The following is a 16,823-nucleotide window of genomic DNA, read 5'->3' as shown; positions in this document are numbered from 1 at the left end:
CCACACCCCGAAGCCGTCCGGGCACCGAATCTGGTGCCCGGGCGGCTTGCGTGGTATGCGGGGTCACTTCACCCCGCGACAGTGCGACAGCAGGCGCCTACTGCGCGATCTGCGCGATGCGGCTCACTGCACGCGCCAGGCTCGGGCTTTGATCCATGGCGCGATGCACGTCCCAGTGCTCACTCGCAAACTCATTGATCATGCTCACGTACAGTGGACCAACTTCGCCGTTTCCTGCGGTCATCCCTTCGCGCACGTGCCGTTTGCGAGACCCTGCGCACACTCGCAGCACCTCCTGCTTGGCGTGTGCGAGTTCCTCCGGGTTCCGGGTGAGTTTCGCCTGCGAGATGCTGAAGAACTCCGCGAAGCCCACAGTGTCCGCGAGCAGCCAAGCTTCGGTCATGGAGTGGGCCAGTCGAAGGTGGAAGCGCTCGGAGGTGACTCCGATATCTGCAAGTAGGCGATTCCGCAGCTCTACGGGACACCGCGAGTCGGTATCCCTGAACACGACCCAGGGCGCATGTCGTGCCGCACGATTGTAATTCTTCAGAAGGCGATCGAGCTTTGTCCGTCCGCCTTTGTCATGCACGGTCCCCGGCTCGTGGCCCGCTGCCCGCACGATTGCTTTGGCGGTCTCACGGTCAGAGACCCCCTCAACCACCAACGTAATCTCCACTAGCGGGTGCGCCCCACCGCAAGGAAACCGCTCAGATCCTGGCGTGACACCAGTCCGTGCACGATGTCCGAGAGCGGCAACTCGGCAGCCAGCTCGTCGCGCACCTCAGAGATATCCGAGAGCAGCTGGGCAACTGTGCCGTCAGGTGTGACCTGCAGGACCAGCACTTCGGAGGGTCGCACACCCTCGTCATCGAGGAGCTCCGGAGCGTGTGTGGACAACAGAACCTGGAGTCCTCGATCCCGCTGCGCGGTTGCCAACACGGTCGGGAGCTCACGGACAATTGCCGAGTTCAGCGAGAGCTCGGGTTCTTCGAGGAGAAGCGCACCACCATTCGCCGGCGCGCTGACGATGGTCCACAGGAGCCCGATGAGCCGGAGCGTGCCATCGGAGAACTCCACCTCAGTGTGCCGAGTTGGATTCGCCCGCCAGTTTCGGTACCCCGCGTCAAGGTGTGGTCGGCCCGCAGCATCGACAGAAACCTGCAACGATTCGAACTCGGGCACCGCAGCTTTGAGGGCAGTCTCAATACGCCGCAGCCACGCTTTTCGTGTTGCAGCGGGGGTCTGGTTAATCTGGGCAATGAAGTCGCCCCCGTGAGGATCCTTGTGGAAGCCGCTTCCTCGCGCGGGCTCGCGGATGACTTGCGGTACGAGGTGAAAATACCGCACCTTGGCGAAGTACTCGGCGACCACGCGAAACGATTTATTTGCAGTAACTTGCTCAAGGTGGGTCTGGGTCAACCGCACGGCGTCGTCGTGGTCATGGATATCTGGACGGGACAGCAATACTTCACCGTCGCGCTCCACAGTTTCCTCGTCCACGATGGGGCGATTGCGCCCGCTCCCTTCTCCCCGAATGGAGAGCCGGTACTTCCAGGCAACCCCCTCGTCCTCCAGGTCGATATCGAGAATCAGGCGGCCCTTGGCATTCGTACGCGCGAATAGACTGCGCACTTTGCCGATGCCGCCGCGGGATTCCACCGCGGCCGTGAGGCCTCCTTCTCCGGGAGTCGCGACTTCACCCAGAAAACGGAGAATATCGAGCAGGTTTGATTTGCCTGAGGCGTTCGGGCCGACGATGAAGAGCCTCGAGTCCAGCGGGAAATCAATGGACTTGAAGTTTCGCCAATTGCTGGCACGCACACGCACAATTCTCATCGATGCTCCGATCTGAGTTGGGTCTAGCCTATTCAAGGTTCGGAGCGTTCGCGAGTGTCCCAGCCAGTCTGACTTCGGCCCGCGAAGAGAGCTACTCTGCGGGCGCGACACCGCGGGCACGGCACCGCTCGCACAGCCCGAAGAGATCAACAACGTGCTCGATCTCCGTGAAGCCGTGCTCGGCGCCCACGCGCTTGGTCCACTCCTCAACGACCGTCGCCGAGAGCTCCCGCGTATCCCCGCAGCTGCGGCAGATCAGGTGGTGATGATGCCCCTGGGTCGCGCAGGATCGGAACAGGTTCTCGCCCTCGGGCGACTGCAGCGAGTCGGCCTCACCCGTTTCGGCGAGGCTCGCGAGGTTGCGATAGACGGTTGCGAGACCGATCGTCGATCCGGCGTCGCGGAGCACCTGGTGCAGCTGCTGCGCGCTCACAAAACCGTGAGCCTCCGCGAGCGATGCACGCACCGCTTCACGCTGCCACGTATTGCGCTTGGGCTGCATCTCGCACCTCCTATGCCGGGTTCCTGTCCCCCACCGTAGCGAACTCCGCCGTGCGCCGCGAAGCCTTGCGGATCACAGCGCGCACGGCGACCGCGAGCAGGAAGATTCCGGCAAGCACAAGACCGACCGCGCCACCGGCGGCGATACCCAACTCCCGCGAGAACCACAGGCCGAGCAGACCGCCGCCCACCCCGATGCCGGCCGCGATCGGCGGGATCCATTCGAGGCGATCCGTGAGTGCGCGGGCCGTCGCTGCCGGTCCGATAATGACGGCCACCCCAAGGATCGCGCCAACCGCGGGCATCGAGACCACCACAGCCGCTGCGATCACCCCGGTCACGATCAACTCCACGGGCCAGCTGCGGAAACCCGCTGCCGCAAACCCCACAGGGTCAAAGGTGTGGAACAGGATCCGCCGCCAGCTCACCGCGAGCACCCCCAGCGTGAGCACGAGTACCGCCGCAGTCGCCACGACGTCGCCGCTCGCCACGCTCAGTGGTGAACCGACGAGCAACGCCTCGACGGGGATGCCGAGTCCGGGATTCAGGCTTGCGAGCAGTGTGCCGAGCGCAAATCCGAAGGACAGCACAACCCCACTCGTGACCTGGCGGCCCTGACCGCGAATCCGGCCGAGCAGTGTCATGAGCAGCACGAGCACCAGGGCGAATAGGGCCTGTCCGAGCAACAGGTTCCAGCCGGCGATGGCGAACACGACGCCACCCGGGAACGTTGCGTGGCTCAGCGCCACCGCGAAGAACGAGCGCCGGCGGAGCACCACCAGGGTGCCTGCGAGCCCGGCGAGGAGCCCGAGCAGAGTGAGTTCGAGGGCCGCAACCGCGAAGTAGCTCATGCGCGCACCGCCTGTCGTGGGTGGGCGCGGGCGCGCCGGATCGACCGCACCGCCGCTGCGACACCGTACGCCGCGACAAGCAGCAGCACGACCACGGCACCCGGAGACACCGTCGCACCGGCCTCAACGGACCACTCGAATGACAGCCACAGCCCCGCGATGCCCGCGAGCAGCGGGATCACAATCGCGAGCGGAATCAGCAGGGCGAAACCGCGCGTGAGAAGCCGAGCCACGGCCATCGGGACGGTGAGCAGCGCGAGCACCATGAGCACGCCGAGCGCTTGGACGCCAGCCACCACGAGCAGTGCCACGGCGATCCCGAGCGCGATGTCCGAGCGCAGCGGGCGGAATCCCGCCGCCTCTGCGCCCGCGGCATCGAAGGCGCGGAAGAGCTGGGCCCGCCAGGTCAGAGCCACCACGGCAAGCGCGGCGATCGCGACCGCGAGGATCTGCCAGAGCTGCGCCGAGGTCACGGTGAGGAGGCGTCCGAACAGGAGCTCCTGCAACTGCGATACATAGCCCGATTGCCGGGAGACAAGCACGATCCCTAGGCTGAACAGCCCGGTCAACACAACGGCGATCGCGGCGTCGGCACCCACCCCTGCCCGGTGCTCCAGCACGGTGAAGAGCACCGCGGAAATGATCGCCGCGAGCACCGCACCGGGCAGCACGCCCGCGGATCCCCCGAGCGCCGCACCGATGACGAGCCCCGGGAATACGGCGTGCACCAGCCCGTCGCTCACAAACTCCATCTCGCGGAAGCTGATGAACAGGCCCACGACGCCCGCGGCGATTGCCAGAATCACGACGGTCACGAGCGCGCGCCACATGAACGGTAGCGCGAACACCTCGGCCGGGTGGTGCGCGCCCAGCACGGTGGCGGCCTCAATCACTCCGCGCCCTCCCGGGTTGTCGTGACCGTGTGCTCGTCAAGCTCGACGGTGGTGCCGTGGAAGGCGTGTTGCACGGCGTCGAGCGTGAGCGCCTCATCGAGCGGCCCGAAGCCCGCGGGGTGGCCCGGCTCGTTCGGCGCGTGGCCGCTCGCAAGCAACAGCACGTGAGTGCAGGCCTCCTGCGCGATCTCAAGATCGTGCGTCGAGACAACAATCGAGCGTCCCTCAGCGCGCAGCTCGCGCACAAGCTGCAACAGCACCTCGCGGTTCTCCCGGTCGAGCCCGTTGAACGGCTCGTCGAGGAGCAGCAGCTTCGGATCCGACACGAGCGCGCGCGCGAGGATCCCGCGCTGCTGCTGCCCGCCCGAAAGCTCCCCGAAGCGACGCCCGGCGAAACCCGCGAGACCGACACGTTCGAGCGCGTTCGCAACGGCGCCCCGCCCCGCCCGCCCAATGGGGCGCATCGATCCGCGGGAGCGGTAGAGGCCCATCGTGACGACCTGGCGTAGGGTCACCGGGAGGGTCGTGTCGCGCGTGTCCGCCTGGGGCAGCGAGCCGACGAGGCGGCGGGCGCGATCCGGCGTTGTTCCGAGCACCGACACACTGCCCGCGGTGAGATCGGCGAGGCCCAGGATGCCGCGCAATAGTGTCGACTTGCCCGATCCGTTCGGGCCGATCAGCGCCAGCGCCGCCCCCTCGGGCAGGCTGAGCGTCAATTCGTCAACGCGCGTCGTCCCGCCGTAGCCAAACGCGGCGTCGGTAAGCGTCAGTGCCGCGGTCACGACTGCAGTGCTGCGGGCAGTGCGCTCGCCTCCTGGCCCCACGCGTCGAGAATCAGTCGCGTGTTGTGAACGGTTGCATCAATATAGCTCGCGCCGTCTGAGTCCGGAGCACCCAGTGAGTCCGCGTACAGCGCCTCCGCATCGATCACCTGCACGCCAGCCTCCTTCGCAATCGTGCGCGCCAGCTTCGGGCTCATCGAGGATTCGACAAACACCGCGGTGACGCCGCGGTCCTGAATCGCGGCAACGAGGGCATCGATGTCCGCGGCGCTCGGCTCCGCGTTGTCCTCGAAGCTTGGCAGAATCGCGCCAGCGAACGCAATGTCGTAATCGTGCAGGTAGTACCGGAGAGAATCGTGGCCGCTGACAAGCACTCGACTCGCCTCGGGGACCGCCGCGAACTGCTCAGCCACCCAGGTGTCCAGCGCTGCCAACCGTGCGGTATACGCCGCAGTGCGCTCTTCGATGCCGGAGGCGTCTGCCGGGTCGAGCCGGGCGAGCTCGGCGCCGATGTGGGCCGCCATGTCCGCCGCGTAGCGCGGGGAGGTCCACAGGTGCGGGTTCGTGGGGCCGTGATCGTGATCCGCGTGCTCATCCGAACCGTGATCGTGAGATTCCTCGGCATGATCATGGTCCGCGTGCTCGGGTTCTGCGTGATCCTCTGCCGCGTGATCGTGACCCTCGTGATCATGGTCGGCATGATCATGCGCGGGCTGCACACCGCTCGCAGCCTCGGCCTCACCCTCCGCGGTGATCTCAGTGGCCTCATCAATGTCAATGCCGTCGGCGGCCGTGACGATCTCGCCGCTGAAGCCGGAGGCCTCGACCGCGTCATCGATGAAGGTTTCGAGCCCCGCGCCGTTGACGATGAGCACGTCGGCCTCGCTCAGGGCAAGGAGGTCCGCGGGCGTCGGATCGAAGTGGTGGGCCGAGCCCCCGGGCGTGAGCAGCCCCCGCACCTGCACATCGGTGCCGCCAATTTCGCGTGCGAAGTCAGCGAGCTGGGTGGTAGTCGCAACGACCGCGAGCCCCTCGCCGGCGGCGGCTGAACCGTGGTCGGCTGAGCAGCCCGAGAGGACGAGTGCGGCACCGGCGGCGAGCGCTGCGGCGGCGCGCAGCGAGTGTCGTGAGCGCTGGGTGGTGCGGGGGAAGCGTGGCATGAGCAACTTTCTAAATGAGAACGACTATCACTATAGCCGCTCATGAGAACCATTCGCAACAGTGCCCAGTAGACTGTGACCATGACGTCGCAGCCTCGCGTAGCCCCCGCAGTCGCCATGTGGGCAGGCATCGTCGGGGCGGCCGTCCTCGCGATTCTCTTCTTCTGCAACGCCGTGCAGCGGCCCCCGCATTCCCCGACGGAGTGGGAACGCGCGCAGGTCCAGGTTCTCGAAAACTCCAACCACAACGAGCCGTTGCTCACCCCGGTCCCCCACACCATCACGTTGCTCGAGCGCACCAGCGATGGTGATTTCTTCTACGCCGCAAAGAATAAGGTCGGCAGCATCATGCTCGGCATCGTCAACGCCCGGGGCGAGGGCACCTCCTGCGGAGCAGTCGGCACCGATCCGGAACCAGCGGTTTCATGTGGATCCTGGGGTGGCGAAGGCGAGGCATACATTGCCGCCTGGGTACAGCGCGCACCGCAGTCCGCCACCGGCTTCCGCCACGAACTGCGTGAGTTCGCAACCGAGGCCGAACTTCAGGCGTACCTCGACCTCAAGATCGAGGCCGCATAGCGAGAGCCCCGCGGAGTCCACGTGGCCCCGGGCCCCGGGCCCCACAGTGGGGTCACGACCAGACCGGAGATTCACGCTCCACGTGGTACATCGGGGCAACAATCTCCTGCGCAAGCGTGAATCTCCGCGATTTCGGTACAGGCGGTTCCACTCAACTCGCCCCCCGAAATCTGGCCACCCCGTACCCGAGAGCCCGCCACCCGGCATGCACTCGCGCGTAGGGTGGAGGCGTGAGCGCTTCCCTCTCCGATTTCTCCGCACACGTCCTCAGGGCCGAGCTCCGCGCCGGCACCCTCTCAGCGCGCGAGGTGACCGAGCACTTCCTCGACCGGATCGCGGAACGCGCTGACCTGGGGGCGTTCATCACCATCACCGCCGAGCAGGCCCGAGCGGCGGCCGCAGCTGCGGACGAGCGCTTCGCCGCGACCCCCGCAGCCGAGCGGGGCCGACTCCCCGCGCTGCACGGCATCCCACTCGCGCACAAAGACCTCACTGACGTCGGCGGGGCTCCCACCACGCACGGCAGCGCGGCGCTCCCCCACACCGTTGCGCAAGCCGACGCCCCGGGCGTCCACACGCTGCGCGGGGCGGGGGCGATCTCACTCGGCAAGACCCAGGTGCCGGAATTCGGGCTCACCGGCTACTCCGAGAATCTCATCGCGCCTCCCGCACGCAACCCCCTCGACCCGGAGCGCACGGCGGGCGGCTCTTCGGGCGGAAGCGCCGCGGCCGTCGCGGCAGGGCTCCTGCCCTTCGCCCCGGGCAGCGACGGGGGCGGCTCGATCCGCATCCCTGCCCTCGCCTGTGGCCTCGTGGGATTGAAGCCCGGGCTCGGCGCAATCCCCTCCGATGTGACGCGCGGAGTGCGCGACGAGTTCGGTGCACCACGTCTCACCGTGACTGGGCCGATTGCGCACACAGCCCAGGACGCAGCCTTGCTATTTGACGCGATGCGGGGATCCGGAAAAGCGGGCAGCATCGAGCCCGCGGTCACCGCCGTTGCGCGCGCCGAATCGCTGCGGGGCCTGCGGGTCGGAATCTCGGACGCGTCACCGTTTGCTTCGGCATATCCGACCCCACTGTCCCCCGAGGCCCGCGCGGCACACGAGCGCGCCGCGCAGCTCCTCTCGGGCCTCGGCCACGTCGTCGAAGACGCCGCAATTCACTACGACCCGATCTACCCGCAGGCATTCACTCGTGCGTGGACCGCGGGGCTCTCGCTCCTCGAACTGCCGGCTGGCGGCGCTGAGCGCCTCACGCCACTGACCCGCCTATTCCGCGAGCGCGCCCTCGCCCGTTCGGCCGAGGACCATGCCGTGGCAGCGGCCCAGCTGCACGCGTTTGCCGCACACGCGCGAGCGCAGTGGGCACGCTATGACGTTGTCCTCACCCCGGGTCTGGCCATGCTTCCGCCCCGGATCGGCGCTTTTACCGCTCTCTCCCCCGACGATGACTACCAGCTGCAGTGCGAGTGGGCGCCGTACACCTCGATGGTGAACGTGTCGGGTCTCCCAGCTATTGCAGTGCCAATCTTAACCACGGAGGCAGGGCACTCGTTCGGGGTGCAACTCATCGGTCGGCCCGGCACCGAGGAAACACTGCTGCAGCTCGCGGCGCAGCTGCTCGCCAGTTAGCACCCGACCCCGCCCGACCCCGCCCCGCCCCGGGAATACGTCCAACCCGGAAAGGGTTGTTTGCTACATACCCCAGTGGGGTATACACTGCTGTCATCCCCGGAACAAGGAGCATCATGAGCGCCACCCCCACTACCGCAGACTTCCAGGTCACCGGCATGACCTGCGGCCACTGCGAAATGTCCGTTCGCGAAGAACTCGAGGAACTCGCGGGGGTCTCCGGGATCACGGTCAGCGCCCAGACCGGCACATTGCGCGTGGAGACCGACGGAACGGTGAGCGATGAGGCCATCACCGCCGCCGTCACCGAGGCGGGCTACTCAGCCGAGCGCGTATAGGTCACGGCCATCGGGCACTTTCCCACTGGCTGTATACGCCCCCTGAGGCACTTGCTACAGTTCGCAACATGACGAGTCACGTGGAACAAGACCCCGATTGCGAGCCCGGCTTCAGTGCGGGTCACCCCGCACGCCCCAGCGCCGGAGATGAGTCGGGCGGCCACGCCCACGACCACGGCCTCCAGGGCGCGAGCACCGCGACCGGGAAGCACCGCAAGCGGCTCATCATTGTGCTGTCGATCACGCTCAGCGTGTTTGTCATTCAGGTCGTGGGTGCGCTGATCTCGAACTCGCTCGCGCTCCTCGCCGACGCGGGCCACATGCTCACCGACGCGACCGGGGTTGCGATCGCGCTGATCGCGAGCCTCATCGCCACGCTTCCCGCCACGTCGAAACGCACCTACGGCTACCTCCGCGTCGAGATCCTCGCGGCGCTCATCAACGGCATTGTGCTGGGCGTGATCGCGGTCGTGATCTTCGTGCAGGCTATTGCCCGCTTCGGCACCGAGGTCGAGATCGAGTCCGGGATCATGCTCTGGGCCGCGGTCTTTGGCGGTCTCGCGAATCTCGTCTCGCTCCTAATCCTGCGATCCGGCCAAAAGGAGAGTCTCAACGTCCGCGGCGCCTACTTAGAGGTTCTCGGCGACCTGCTGGGCTCCGTGGCTGTGGTGGTCGCGGCGATCATCATCATGCTCACGGGATGGACAACCGTGGATCAGATCGCCTCCATCGGCATTGCGCTCCTCATCTTCCCGCGCGCAATCAGCCTGCTTCGCGAGGTCGCAGCGGTACTCCTTGAGGGCACCCCAAAGGGCTTCAACCTCGACGCCACCCGCGATCACATGCTCGCGGTGCCCGGTGTCACCGAGGTTCACGATGTCCACGCCTGGACGATCACCTCCGGGGTCCCCGCGTTCTCAGCCCACGTGACGGTGACGGACGCAAGCTGGGACGAGCGCGGCTATCACGACATACTCGACGAGCTGCGCGCGTGCCTGCACGAGCACTTCGATGTCGACCACTCGACGATCCAGATCGAGCCAGCAAGCCACGGCGACACCGGCGCCCACCCGTAGTTCCGAGCTACAGGGCGCCCAGCAACGTGAACGATAGGAAGAAACCCGGCAGACACAGCACCACCGCGACGATGCCCCAAATCTTGGTGACCCGAGAGCCCTCGGCTGCGCCGAGCGCGGCACCCACGCCGGCGAGCGGCACACATACGAGGCAGGCGAGCCACATCCCGTACAGCCACATGAGCCACGAATAGCCCGTGTCTCCGCCGGTGACGGCGAGCGCCACCCAACACACCATCAGGGCGGCATAGGGAATCGCCACGCACCACGCGGCCCACATTCCTCGCCGGGTCATCGACCTCTTGGCAGGCGGCGCGGGTGTTGGATCAGGACCGGGCCGATTGTCCCGCCCCAACGGCTCAGCCATGTACTTCCCTCGCCGATCAGTCGAGCAGCAGCGCGGGTTCCTCAAGCACGGAGGCCACGTCCGCGACGAAGCGTGAGATTACGTCGCCGTCAACGATGCGGTGGTCGAAGGATCCGCCCACGGTCGTCACCATGCGCGGACGCACCTCGCCGTCCACAACCCACGGCTTTTCGCGGATCGTGCCCATCGCCATGATCGCGCACTCGCCCGGATTCAGGATCGGCGTCCCGAAGTCCATGCCAAACACGCCAATGTTGGTGATCGTGATCGTTCCGTGTGCCATCTCGGCGGGCTGGGTGCGCCCATCGCGCGCCGTGAAGGTCAGTTGCTCGATCGCCTTCGCGAGCTCGAGCAGGCTGAGATCCTGCGCCTCCTTGATGTTCGGCACCACGAGGCCACGGGGCGTGGCCGCCGCGATCCCGAGATTCACGAAGTTATGACGGATGATCTCGGTCTCGGTGAAAGTCGAGTTGATTTCCGGGTTGCGCCGGATCGCCCACAGCATCGCCTTCGCGAAAATCAGGAGCGGAGAGACCCGGACCCCGGCGAAATCGGAGGACGTCTTGAGGCGCTTGACAAACTCCATCGTGCGGGTGGCGTCCACGTCGGTGAACACGCCCACGTGCGGTGCTTCGAACGCGCTCGTCACCATCGCCTTGGCGATCTGCTTGCGCATGCCCTTCAACGGGATACGCTCCTCACGTACCGCAGACGGCTCAGGCGTCTCGAGGTTGCGGAACACCCGCGACTGCGACACGTGGCGCTCAACATCGGAGCGCAGCACCTCGCCCGAGGGGCCGGTGCCCTCGACCTCGGAGAGCGAGATGCCCAGATCCTTCGCGAACTTGCGGATCGGCGGCTTTGCGAGCACCGCACCCGCGCTCGTACCCGACGCGGCGACCGCTGCGGGCACGCCGCCAGCGGTGGGCAGCAACGGCTCCCCACCGCGGCGCCGGCGCGACTTCGCGGTGCCTGTCGTGCCGTACCCCACGAGCACCGCCCCGGCGGGCTCCTCATGCTCCACGCTCGCGGCCGCATCGGCCGCGATATCGCGAGCCTCGGACACCAGCTCAGGCGCCGGGGCTGCGGGTGCCGGATCGGCGGATCCGGCACCCGCGGCATCCGCGGCATCGGTAGTGACACGCATGATCGGCGTGCCGACCGGCACCGTCTCACCCGGCGCCGCGAGCAGCTCGGTGACGGTCCCGACAAACGGGGACGGCAGTTCCACGACGGACTTCGCAGTTTCGATCTCGCAGATCACCTGATTCAGCGCGACCTGATCGCCCGGGGCGACATTCCAGGACACGATCTCGGCCTCGGTCAGACCCTCGCCGACGTCGGGCAGCGGAAAGGACATTTCACTCATTGCGGCTCCTCCGTCGAGTTAATACTTGAGTGTACGGTCAACGGCCTCGAGCACGCGGTCCGCATCCGGGAGATACAGCCCCTCGAGGTGCGCCGGGGGGAACGGGACGTCGTAGCCCGATACCCGAAGGACGGGCGACTGGAGCGCGGTAAACGCGTGCTCGGTGACGGTCGCCGCAATCTCGCTGCCGAGACTCACACCACCCTGCGCCTCCTGCGCCACCACAAGGCGACCGGTCTTGCGCACGGACGCGATAAGCGGGGCGTAGTCGATGGGCGACAGGCTGCGCAGATCCACAACCTCAAGGCTTGTCCCCTCGGACTGTGCCACCTCAGCGGCCTGCAGCAGCGTCGTCACCATTGCGCCGTGGCCCACGACAGTGCAGTCGGTGCCGGTGCGGGCGATGCGCGTCTCGTGGAGACGCGCGAGCGGCGTTGTCGGATCGACCTCACCCTTCTGCCAGTACTTCGCCTTCGGCTCGAAGAACAGCACAGGATCCGGCGACTGAATGGCCTGCTGGATCATCCAGTACGCATCGTTCGGGGTCGACGGGGCCACCACGCGCAGGCCGGGGGTGTGCGCGAAGTACGCTTCCGGGCTCTCCTGGTGGTGCTCCACAGCACCGATGTGCCCGCCGTAGGGCACCCGGATCACGACGGGCATCGAGATGGCGCCGTCGTGTCGGTTTGTCAGCTTTGCGAGCTGCGTCACGATCTGGTTGAAGGCGGGGAAGATGAAGCCCTCGAACTGGATCTCACACACGGGACGGTAACCGCGCATGGCGAGGCCAATCGCGCTGCCGACAATGCCGGCCTCGGCGAGGGGGGTGTCCAGCACCCGGGCTGAGCCGAAGTCGGCCTGCAGCTTGTCGGTGACGCGGAACACGCCACCCAGGGGGCCGATGTCCTCGCCCATGAGCAGAACGCGGTCGTCAGCGGCCATCGCGGCGCGCAGGCCCTCGTTGATGGCGCGCGCAATCGGGAGCGTGGTGGGCTCGCTCAGCGTAGTGACGGTGCTCATGCGCCCGCTCCTTCCTGATCGGTGAATGATGCCTCGTAGCGTGCCAGCCAGGCGCGCTGCTCCTCGATCCGGGGGTGCTCCTCGGAGTAGACGTGCGCAAACATCGAGTCGGGCTCGGGCGGCGGCAGCTGCAGGATCGCGTCGCGCGCGATCTTCGCGTCCCGGTCGGCCGTCTCGCGGACCTCGGCGAAAAACTCATCCGTGACGCCCAAAGACCGAAGGTGCGCTTCGAGCCGGACCACCGGATCCCGCGCTTCCCAGTGCGCTAGTTCTTCTTCTTCGCGGTAGCGCGTGGGGTCGTCACTGGTGGTGTGCGCGCCAATCCGGTACGTCAGCGCCTCGATGTAGCCGGGGCCGTGGCCCGTGCGGGCCAACGTGAGGAAGCGGCGAGCCACAGCGTACGCGGCGAGCGGGTCGTTGCCGTCGATCTGCACGGCGCGGATCCCGAAACCGAGCGCGCGGCGGTACAGCGGGGTGCGCGACTGGCGCGCCACCGGCACCGAGATCGCCCACCGGTTGTTCTGAACAACAAACACCTCGGGGGTCTGGTAGCTCGCGGCGAAGATCATCGACTCGTTCGCGTCGCCCTGGCTCGTGGTGCCGTCGCCGTAGAACACAAGCGTGGCATCCCCGGTCGCAGTGCCCGCTTCGCCCGCGTCGAGCGCGGTGTCCGCGGCGGCCCGCTTGGCGTCAAGCACCTGGCCCAGCGCATAGCCCGTGGCATGCTGCGTCTGGGTGCCAAGGACCAGGCTGTACAGGTGGAAATTCCCGTGCGCCGGATCAGTCACGTCCCAGCCGCCGTGCGTCAGGCCGCGGAACTGCGCGGCAAGCTGCACACGGGGCACGCCGCGAATGTGCGCGATCGTGTGCTCCCGGTACGCCGGGAAGATGTGATCCTGCGGTTCAGCTGCACGGCCGATACCCGCCTGGCAGCCCTCCTGACCAATGCTCGGCACCCAGAGCGCAAGCTGGCCCTGCCGCTGCAGGTGCGTGCACTCAACGTCAAAGGCGCGGGTGGAGACCATGTCCCGGTACCACTGCTGGAACTCGGCGACGCCGACACCCTCGAGCTCCTCCGCATACTCTGCCGCGGTTGCCGACGGCGCGTAGTTGCCCGCGTCGTCGAGAAAGCGAATCGGTTCGGGATCCTGCAGGTCAATGGTGAGTGCGGACTGCGTCACGCGGCTCCTCCCAGCTGCGCGAGGTGGTCTCGCACGATGTCAATGATGACGGTGAGGCTCTCTTCCTCACCGACTGAAATTCGGACGCCGGATCCCGCAAACGGGCGCACCAGCGTGCCCTCGGCGGCGAAGGCTGCGGCGAGCGCGAGCGCGTCCGGGACACCGCCCGAAGCCCGCTCGGGGATCCACACGTAGTTGCCCTGCGCGTCCGGGACGTCGATCCCCAACTCGCGCAAGGCAGCGCTCAGTCGGTCACGCCGCTCCACGAGCGTGGCGACCTGCTCGGCGAGCACAGCACGCGCCTCCGGGGCGAGCGCGGCACGCGCGGCGCTCTCGGCGATGCCCGTCACGGACAGCGGGATCGAGACGCTCGCGGCGGCGCGGAAGATCGCGGGATCCCCCACGCCGTACCCGATGCGCAGCGCCGCGAGCCCGTACGCCTTCGAAAACGTGCGCAACACCACGAGGTTCGGGTACTCAGCGAGCACCTCCTCACCGCGCACCGCGGCGGGATCCGTGACGAACTCACGGTAGGCCTCGTCGAGCACCACGAGCGTGTGCGCCGGGACGCGCGCCATGAAGCTGTCGAAGTCTGCGCGGCGCAGCGCCGGACCGGTGGGGTTGTTCGGGGTGCACAGGAGGATCACGCGGGTGCGCTCCGTGATCGCGGCAGCCATCGCGTCCAGGTCGTGCTCGGCCGTCGCCGTCAGCGGGACACCCACGGGCGTGGCGCCCGAAGCGAGCCCGAGAGCGGGGTAGGCCTCGAAACTGGGCCACGCGTACAGGTATTCGTCTCCCGCACCGGCCGCGGCGTGCACCAACTGGTACAGGATCGCGACGGATCCGGCGGCGAGGTGTACGTGATCGCCCGCGACGCCGAACGCGGCCCCAATCTGGGCACGCAGCTCGGGCATCGCGGCGGCAGCGTAGCGATTCACCTCGCTGCGGGCCGTGATCGCCTCGAGCACGCCGGGCAGCGGCGGGAACGGATTCTCGTTGCTGGAGAGCTTGAAGCCCGCCTTCGTGGGTGTTGCACCCTGCCGATACGCGGGTGTGGCGAGCACGTCGGCGCGGATCTGGACCGGCGTCGGGGCGTTGTCACTCATGAGTCCCAGTGTATCGAGGGGGTATTTCTTGGCGGGGATACAGTCGGCGGTGCGCCGCACACTCTCAGCCTGCATCGGGAACCCGTGACACACGTCATACCGATCGATGACACTGTGACACTGTGCAGATCATGCGCGTCACGAGAGCCTGAGGGGGACGCTACATCCGGCGTCGCGAACCGTGTCAGGAGCACCCGTGCGCACCGCAGGAAAGATCATCATCCGCACCCTCATCGTGATCGTGAGCGCCATCGCGCTCACACTCGCGGGCACCACCGTCGGCAATGCGATTGCAAGCTCACGCGAGGCCGCCCAGATCATCCCCTACGGTGAATCGGTCACCGTCGACGGAAAGCAGATGAATGTCCTCGTGCGAGGCGACCACGAACAGACTGTTGTGCTCCTCCCCGGCTTCGGGACCGCGGCCCCGGGGATCGACTTCGAACCGCTGATCGCGGAACTCGAGGACAGCTATCGCGTTGTGGTCATCGAGCCGTTCGGCTCAGGCCTCAGTGACGATACCGACGTGCCCCGCACGAGCGACAACTACGTGCGCGAGGTGCACGCCGCGCTGTCCGAGCTTGGGATCACCCGCTACGCACTGGCCGCGCACTCAATTTCCGGCGTCTACTCCCTCGTCTACGCCAACGCCTACCCGGACGAGGTCACCGCGTTCATCGGTATCGACAGCAGTGTCCCGACTCAGCCAGGCGCCGATGACGCACTCCCGGTCGGAATGCTCCGCGGCATGAAGACGCTCGGCCTCCTGCGCCAGCTCGACGCTGCAGGTCCGGACCCGCTCGAGGGCCTGCCCTACTCGGTCGAGCAGCGCGAGCAGAACCGGATCCTCACCCTCCGAAACGGAATCACGAACGCGTTCGTGAGCGAGGCGGAACTTACCGGGCAGAACTTCGCCGACGCGGCGGGGCTCCGATTCCCCGCGGACCTCCCGGTGCGCCTCATCGTTGCGGAGGGCGACGACGGCGAGGTCGCCGGGTGGCAGACGCTGCACGAGGAACAGGCCGCGCAGGTGACGAACGGCGCGGTGCAACTGCTTCCCGGAGACCACTACCTCCACCACCAGCAAGCCCCGGCCGTAGCGGCAGCGATCTCGGCGGTGTTGGGGTAGCTCGCCCGGGGGCGGCACCGAAGTCCTGGCCTGGAGCCCGGCGGGGTCCCGGCCAGGACTTCGGTGCCGCCCCCGCTCGGGGTGCGAGAATGGACACATGCGCTCCATCATCCGAATCCTCGTTAGCGCGTTTGCGCTGTGGCTCACGACACTCATTGTCGGCGGCAGCGGCGACCACGGAGTCTGGATCAAGCCCCTCGAGACCGACAACTATGGTCACCTGATCACCCTGCTGCTCGTGGCCCTCGTCTTCGGGCTCGTCAACGGCACGCTGGGCCGGATCGTGCGCTTTGTCTCGATCCCGCTCTACATCATCACGTTTGGCCTGTTCGGGCTCATCGTGAACGGGATCATGATCGCGATCGTCGCGTGGCTCTCGGACCTCGCAGGCTTCGGCCTCCAGGTTGGCGGGTTCTGGTGGGGCGTGCTCGCCGCGCTCGTGCTGTCGCTCCTGTCGGGCCTCATGAACAGCCTGCTCGGCACCCGGAAGAAGCGCGGGCGGTAGTTCGCAGACGGCGGCTACTCGCTGCGGCTCCCCAGCTGCCGCAGCAGCATTCCTCCAACAAGCAGACTTGCCGCGAGTGGCATTCCGAAGTAGAGAATGACACGACTGAGCGTCGCCACCAACGCACTCAGCAGAGGCGTACTCGGGTTCAACGCAATCAACACCTCGGTGGATCCGAAGCCGGATAGCAGGCCGACGCCGAACACGATCACCGCCCACACCATCATCCGCTTGCCAGTCTCGGCGTGGGTTCGAGTTTCGGACATGATGCCTCCCAGCGCTATGCACTTCGCTTCAGGCACCTGCGCGTTGGAATACCTGGTAAGGCGAGGCGCCTCTCACAAACGGTCTGCCCCACCCCACTCGGCCTCGATCGTACACTGATCTCCAAACACCCTCCGAGAAATGCTCTGCAGCATCGGAATGAACGAGCGCGCTAGGTGTACCCGGCCAGGACGTTGGTAGCGGCGAGCCTGGTTGAAATCACGAGAACCTC

General features: G+C 67.0%; 19 protein-coding genes. 6 read left to right on the top strand and 13 right to left on the bottom strand.

The genetic code is table 11. The annotated features are described in order from the left end of the window. Window positions 1-97: 97 nt before the first annotated feature. The 7 genes from FM113_RS18430 to FM113_RS06710 all read right to left on the bottom strand — a co-directional run bounded on the left by FM113_RS18430 (window position 98) and on the right by FM113_RS06710 (window position 6,023). Window positions 98-403, bottom strand: coding sequence for a hypothetical protein (locus FM113_RS18430; protein ID WP_254908909.1), 306 nt, complete (start codon window positions 401-403; stop codon window positions 98-100). Between the two features lie 272 nt (window positions 404-675). Continuing rightward, the gene (locus tag FM113_RS06735; protein WP_087012827.1) at window positions 676-1,836 is read right to left on the bottom strand and encodes an AAA family ATPase; all 1,161 of its coding nucleotides are present in this window, start codon (window positions 1,834-1,836) and stop codon (window positions 676-678) included. Window positions 1,837-1,927: 91 nt separating this feature from the next. After that, complete coding sequence (locus FM113_RS06730; protein WP_087012826.1) at window positions 1,928-2,338, bottom strand: Fur family transcriptional regulator; 411 nt, start codon at window positions 2,336-2,338, stop codon at window positions 1,928-1,930. Window positions 2,339-2,348: 10 nt separating this feature from the next. Beyond that, complete coding sequence (locus FM113_RS06725; protein ID WP_087012824.1) at window positions 2,349-3,188, bottom strand: metal ABC transporter permease; 840 nt, start codon at window positions 3,186-3,188, stop codon at window positions 2,349-2,351. Continuing rightward, window positions 3,185-4,081: a metal ABC transporter permease gene (locus tag FM113_RS06720; protein WP_254908908.1), complete on the bottom strand. Its 897-nt coding sequence runs from the start codon at window positions 4,079-4,081 to the stop codon at window positions 3,185-3,187. The genes FM113_RS06725 and FM113_RS06720 overlap by 4 nt, the downstream gene beginning before the upstream one ends. Next, window positions 4,078-4,863 carry a metal ABC transporter ATP-binding protein gene (locus FM113_RS06715; RefSeq protein ID WP_087012822.1) on the bottom strand — a complete coding sequence of 262 codons (786 nt, stop codon included), beginning with the start codon at window positions 4,861-4,863 and terminating at the stop codon, window positions 4,078-4,080. The genes FM113_RS06720 and FM113_RS06715 overlap by 4 nt, the downstream gene beginning before the upstream one ends. Next, the gene (locus FM113_RS06710; RefSeq protein WP_087012820.1) at window positions 4,860-6,023 is read right to left on the bottom strand and encodes a metal ABC transporter substrate-binding protein; all 1,164 of its coding nucleotides are present in this window, start codon (window positions 6,021-6,023) and stop codon (window positions 4,860-4,862) included. Before FM113_RS06710 ends, FM113_RS06715 begins: the two co-directional genes overlap by 4 nt. Window positions 6,024-6,104: 81 nt before the next feature. Between FM113_RS06710 and FM113_RS06705 the strand changes: the two genes are divergently transcribed. The 4 genes from FM113_RS06705 to FM113_RS06690 all read left to right on the top strand — a co-directional run bounded on the left by FM113_RS06705 (window position 6,105) and on the right by FM113_RS06690 (window position 9,650). Then, on the top strand, window positions 6,105-6,602 hold the full coding sequence (locus FM113_RS06705) for a hypothetical protein (protein ID WP_140393299.1): 498 nt from the start codon (window positions 6,105-6,107) through the stop codon (window positions 6,600-6,602). A 230-nt stretch (window positions 6,603-6,832) separates the two neighbouring features. Then, window positions 6,833-8,236 (top strand): amidase, encoded by a 1,404-nt coding sequence (locus FM113_RS06700; protein WP_087012816.1) that lies wholly within the window; start codon window positions 6,833-6,835, stop codon window positions 8,234-8,236. A gap of 116 nt (window positions 8,237-8,352) precedes the next feature. Further along, the gene (locus FM113_RS06695; protein ID WP_087012814.1) at window positions 8,353-8,574 is read left to right on the top strand and encodes a heavy-metal-associated domain-containing protein; all 222 of its coding nucleotides are present in this window, start codon (window positions 8,353-8,355) and stop codon (window positions 8,572-8,574) included. Between the two features lie 68 nt (window positions 8,575-8,642). Next, window positions 8,643-9,650 carry a cation diffusion facilitator family transporter gene (locus tag FM113_RS06690; protein WP_087012812.1) on the top strand — a complete coding sequence of 336 codons (1,008 nt, stop codon included), beginning with the start codon at window positions 8,643-8,645 and terminating at the stop codon, window positions 9,648-9,650. A gap of 7 nt (window positions 9,651-9,657) precedes the next feature. Here the strand turns inward: FM113_RS06690 and FM113_RS06685 are convergent, their stop codons facing one another. From FM113_RS06685 to FM113_RS06665, 5 genes are all read right to left on the bottom strand, one after another. Then, window positions 9,658-9,945 carry a hypothetical protein gene (locus FM113_RS06685; protein ID WP_140393298.1) on the bottom strand — a complete coding sequence of 96 codons (288 nt, stop codon included), beginning with the start codon at window positions 9,943-9,945 and terminating at the stop codon, window positions 9,658-9,660. A gap of 88 nt (window positions 9,946-10,033) precedes the next feature. After that, window positions 10,034-11,386 (bottom strand): dihydrolipoamide acetyltransferase family protein, encoded by a 1,353-nt coding sequence (locus FM113_RS06680; protein ID WP_087012808.1) that lies wholly within the window; start codon window positions 11,384-11,386, stop codon window positions 10,034-10,036. Between the two features lie 18 nt (window positions 11,387-11,404). Then, window positions 11,405-12,406, bottom strand: coding sequence for an alpha-ketoacid dehydrogenase subunit beta (locus FM113_RS06675; protein ID WP_087012806.1), 1,002 nt, complete (start codon window positions 12,404-12,406; stop codon window positions 11,405-11,407). After that, window positions 12,403-13,587, bottom strand: coding sequence for a thiamine pyrophosphate-dependent enzyme (locus tag FM113_RS06670; protein ID WP_254908907.1), 1,185 nt, complete (start codon window positions 13,585-13,587; stop codon window positions 12,403-12,405). The genes FM113_RS06675 and FM113_RS06670 overlap by 4 nt, the downstream gene beginning before the upstream one ends. Next, window positions 13,584-14,693: a histidinol-phosphate transaminase gene (locus FM113_RS06665; protein WP_087012889.1), complete on the bottom strand. Its 1,110-nt coding sequence runs from the start codon at window positions 14,691-14,693 to the stop codon at window positions 13,584-13,586. The genes FM113_RS06670 and FM113_RS06665 overlap by 4 nt, the downstream gene beginning before the upstream one ends. Before the next feature lie 196 nt (window positions 14,694-14,889). On the opposite strand from FM113_RS06665, the gene FM113_RS06660 reads away from it, so the two are divergent. Further along, the gene (locus FM113_RS06660) at window positions 14,890-15,822 is read left to right on the top strand and encodes an alpha/beta fold hydrolase (RefSeq protein ID WP_087012804.1); all 933 of its coding nucleotides are present in this window, start codon (window positions 14,890-14,892) and stop codon (window positions 15,820-15,822) included. 97 nt (window positions 15,823-15,919) lie between these two features. Beyond that, entirely contained in the window at window positions 15,920-16,327 is a 408-nt protein-coding gene (locus tag FM113_RS06655) for a phage holin family protein (RefSeq protein ID WP_087012802.1), read from the top strand. A 14-nt stretch (window positions 16,328-16,341) separates the two neighbouring features. Here FM113_RS06655 and FM113_RS06650 read toward each other — a convergent pair whose 3' ends face one another. Beyond that, the gene (locus tag FM113_RS06650; protein ID WP_087012799.1) at window positions 16,342-16,593 is read right to left on the bottom strand and encodes a hypothetical protein; all 252 of its coding nucleotides are present in this window, start codon (window positions 16,591-16,593) and stop codon (window positions 16,342-16,344) included. Between the last annotated feature and the right edge of the window lie 230 nt (window positions 16,594-16,823).

The organism is Leucobacter sp. 7(1), from assembly GCF_900163635.1.
Lineage (GTDB): Bacteria > Actinomycetota > Actinomycetes > Actinomycetales > Microbacteriaceae > Leucobacter.
Note: the sequence above shows the minus strand (reverse complement) of the source record. Positions and strands in the feature narration are given on the sequence as shown.

Excerpts from the sequence above, each read along its gene's own strand:
- FM113_RS18430 (WP_254908909.1), bottom strand. The coding sequence starts at position 403 with ATGACCGAAGCTTGGCTGCTCGCGGACACTGTGGGCTTCGCGGAGTTC.
- FM113_RS06735 (WP_087012827.1), bottom strand. The coding sequence starts at position 1,836 with ATGAGAATTGTGCGTGTGCGTGCCAGCAATTGGCGAAACTTCAAGTCC.
- FM113_RS06730 (WP_087012826.1), bottom strand. The coding sequence starts at position 2,338 with ATGCAGCCCAAGCGCAATACGTGGCAGCGTGAAGCGGTGCGTGCATCG.
- FM113_RS06725 (WP_087012824.1), bottom strand. The coding sequence starts at position 3,188 with ATGAGCTACTTCGCGGTTGCGGCCCTCGAACTCACTCTGCTCGGGCTC.
- FM113_RS06710 (WP_087012820.1), bottom strand. The coding sequence starts at position 6,023 with ATGCCACGCTTCCCCCGCACCACCCAGCGCTCACGACACTCGCTGCGC.
- FM113_RS06705 (WP_140393299.1), top strand. The coding sequence starts at position 6,105 with ATGACGTCGCAGCCTCGCGTAGCCCCCGCAGTCGCCATGTGGGCAGGC.
- FM113_RS06695 (WP_087012814.1), top strand. The coding sequence starts at position 8,353 with ATGAGCGCCACCCCCACTACCGCAGACTTCCAGGTCACCGGCATGACC.
- FM113_RS06690 (WP_087012812.1), top strand. The coding sequence starts at position 8,643 with ATGACGAGTCACGTGGAACAAGACCCCGATTGCGAGCCCGGCTTCAGT.
- FM113_RS06685 (WP_140393298.1), bottom strand. The coding sequence starts at position 9,945 with ATGACCCGGCGAGGAATGTGGGCCGCGTGGTGCGTGGCGATTCCCTAT.
- FM113_RS06680 (WP_087012808.1), bottom strand. The coding sequence starts at position 11,386 with ATGAGTGAAATGTCCTTTCCGCTGCCCGACGTCGGCGAGGGTCTGACC.
- FM113_RS06675 (WP_087012806.1), bottom strand. The coding sequence starts at position 12,406 with ATGAGCACCGTCACTACGCTGAGCGAGCCCACCACGCTCCCGATTGCG.
- FM113_RS06665 (WP_087012889.1), bottom strand. The coding sequence starts at position 14,693 with ATGAGTGACAACGCCCCGACGCCGGTCCAGATCCGCGCCGACGTGCTC.
- FM113_RS06655 (WP_087012802.1), top strand. The coding sequence starts at position 15,920 with ATGCGCTCCATCATCCGAATCCTCGTTAGCGCGTTTGCGCTGTGGCTC.
- FM113_RS06650 (WP_087012799.1), bottom strand. The coding sequence starts at position 16,593 with ATGTCCGAAACTCGAACCCACGCCGAGACTGGCAAGCGGATGATGGTG.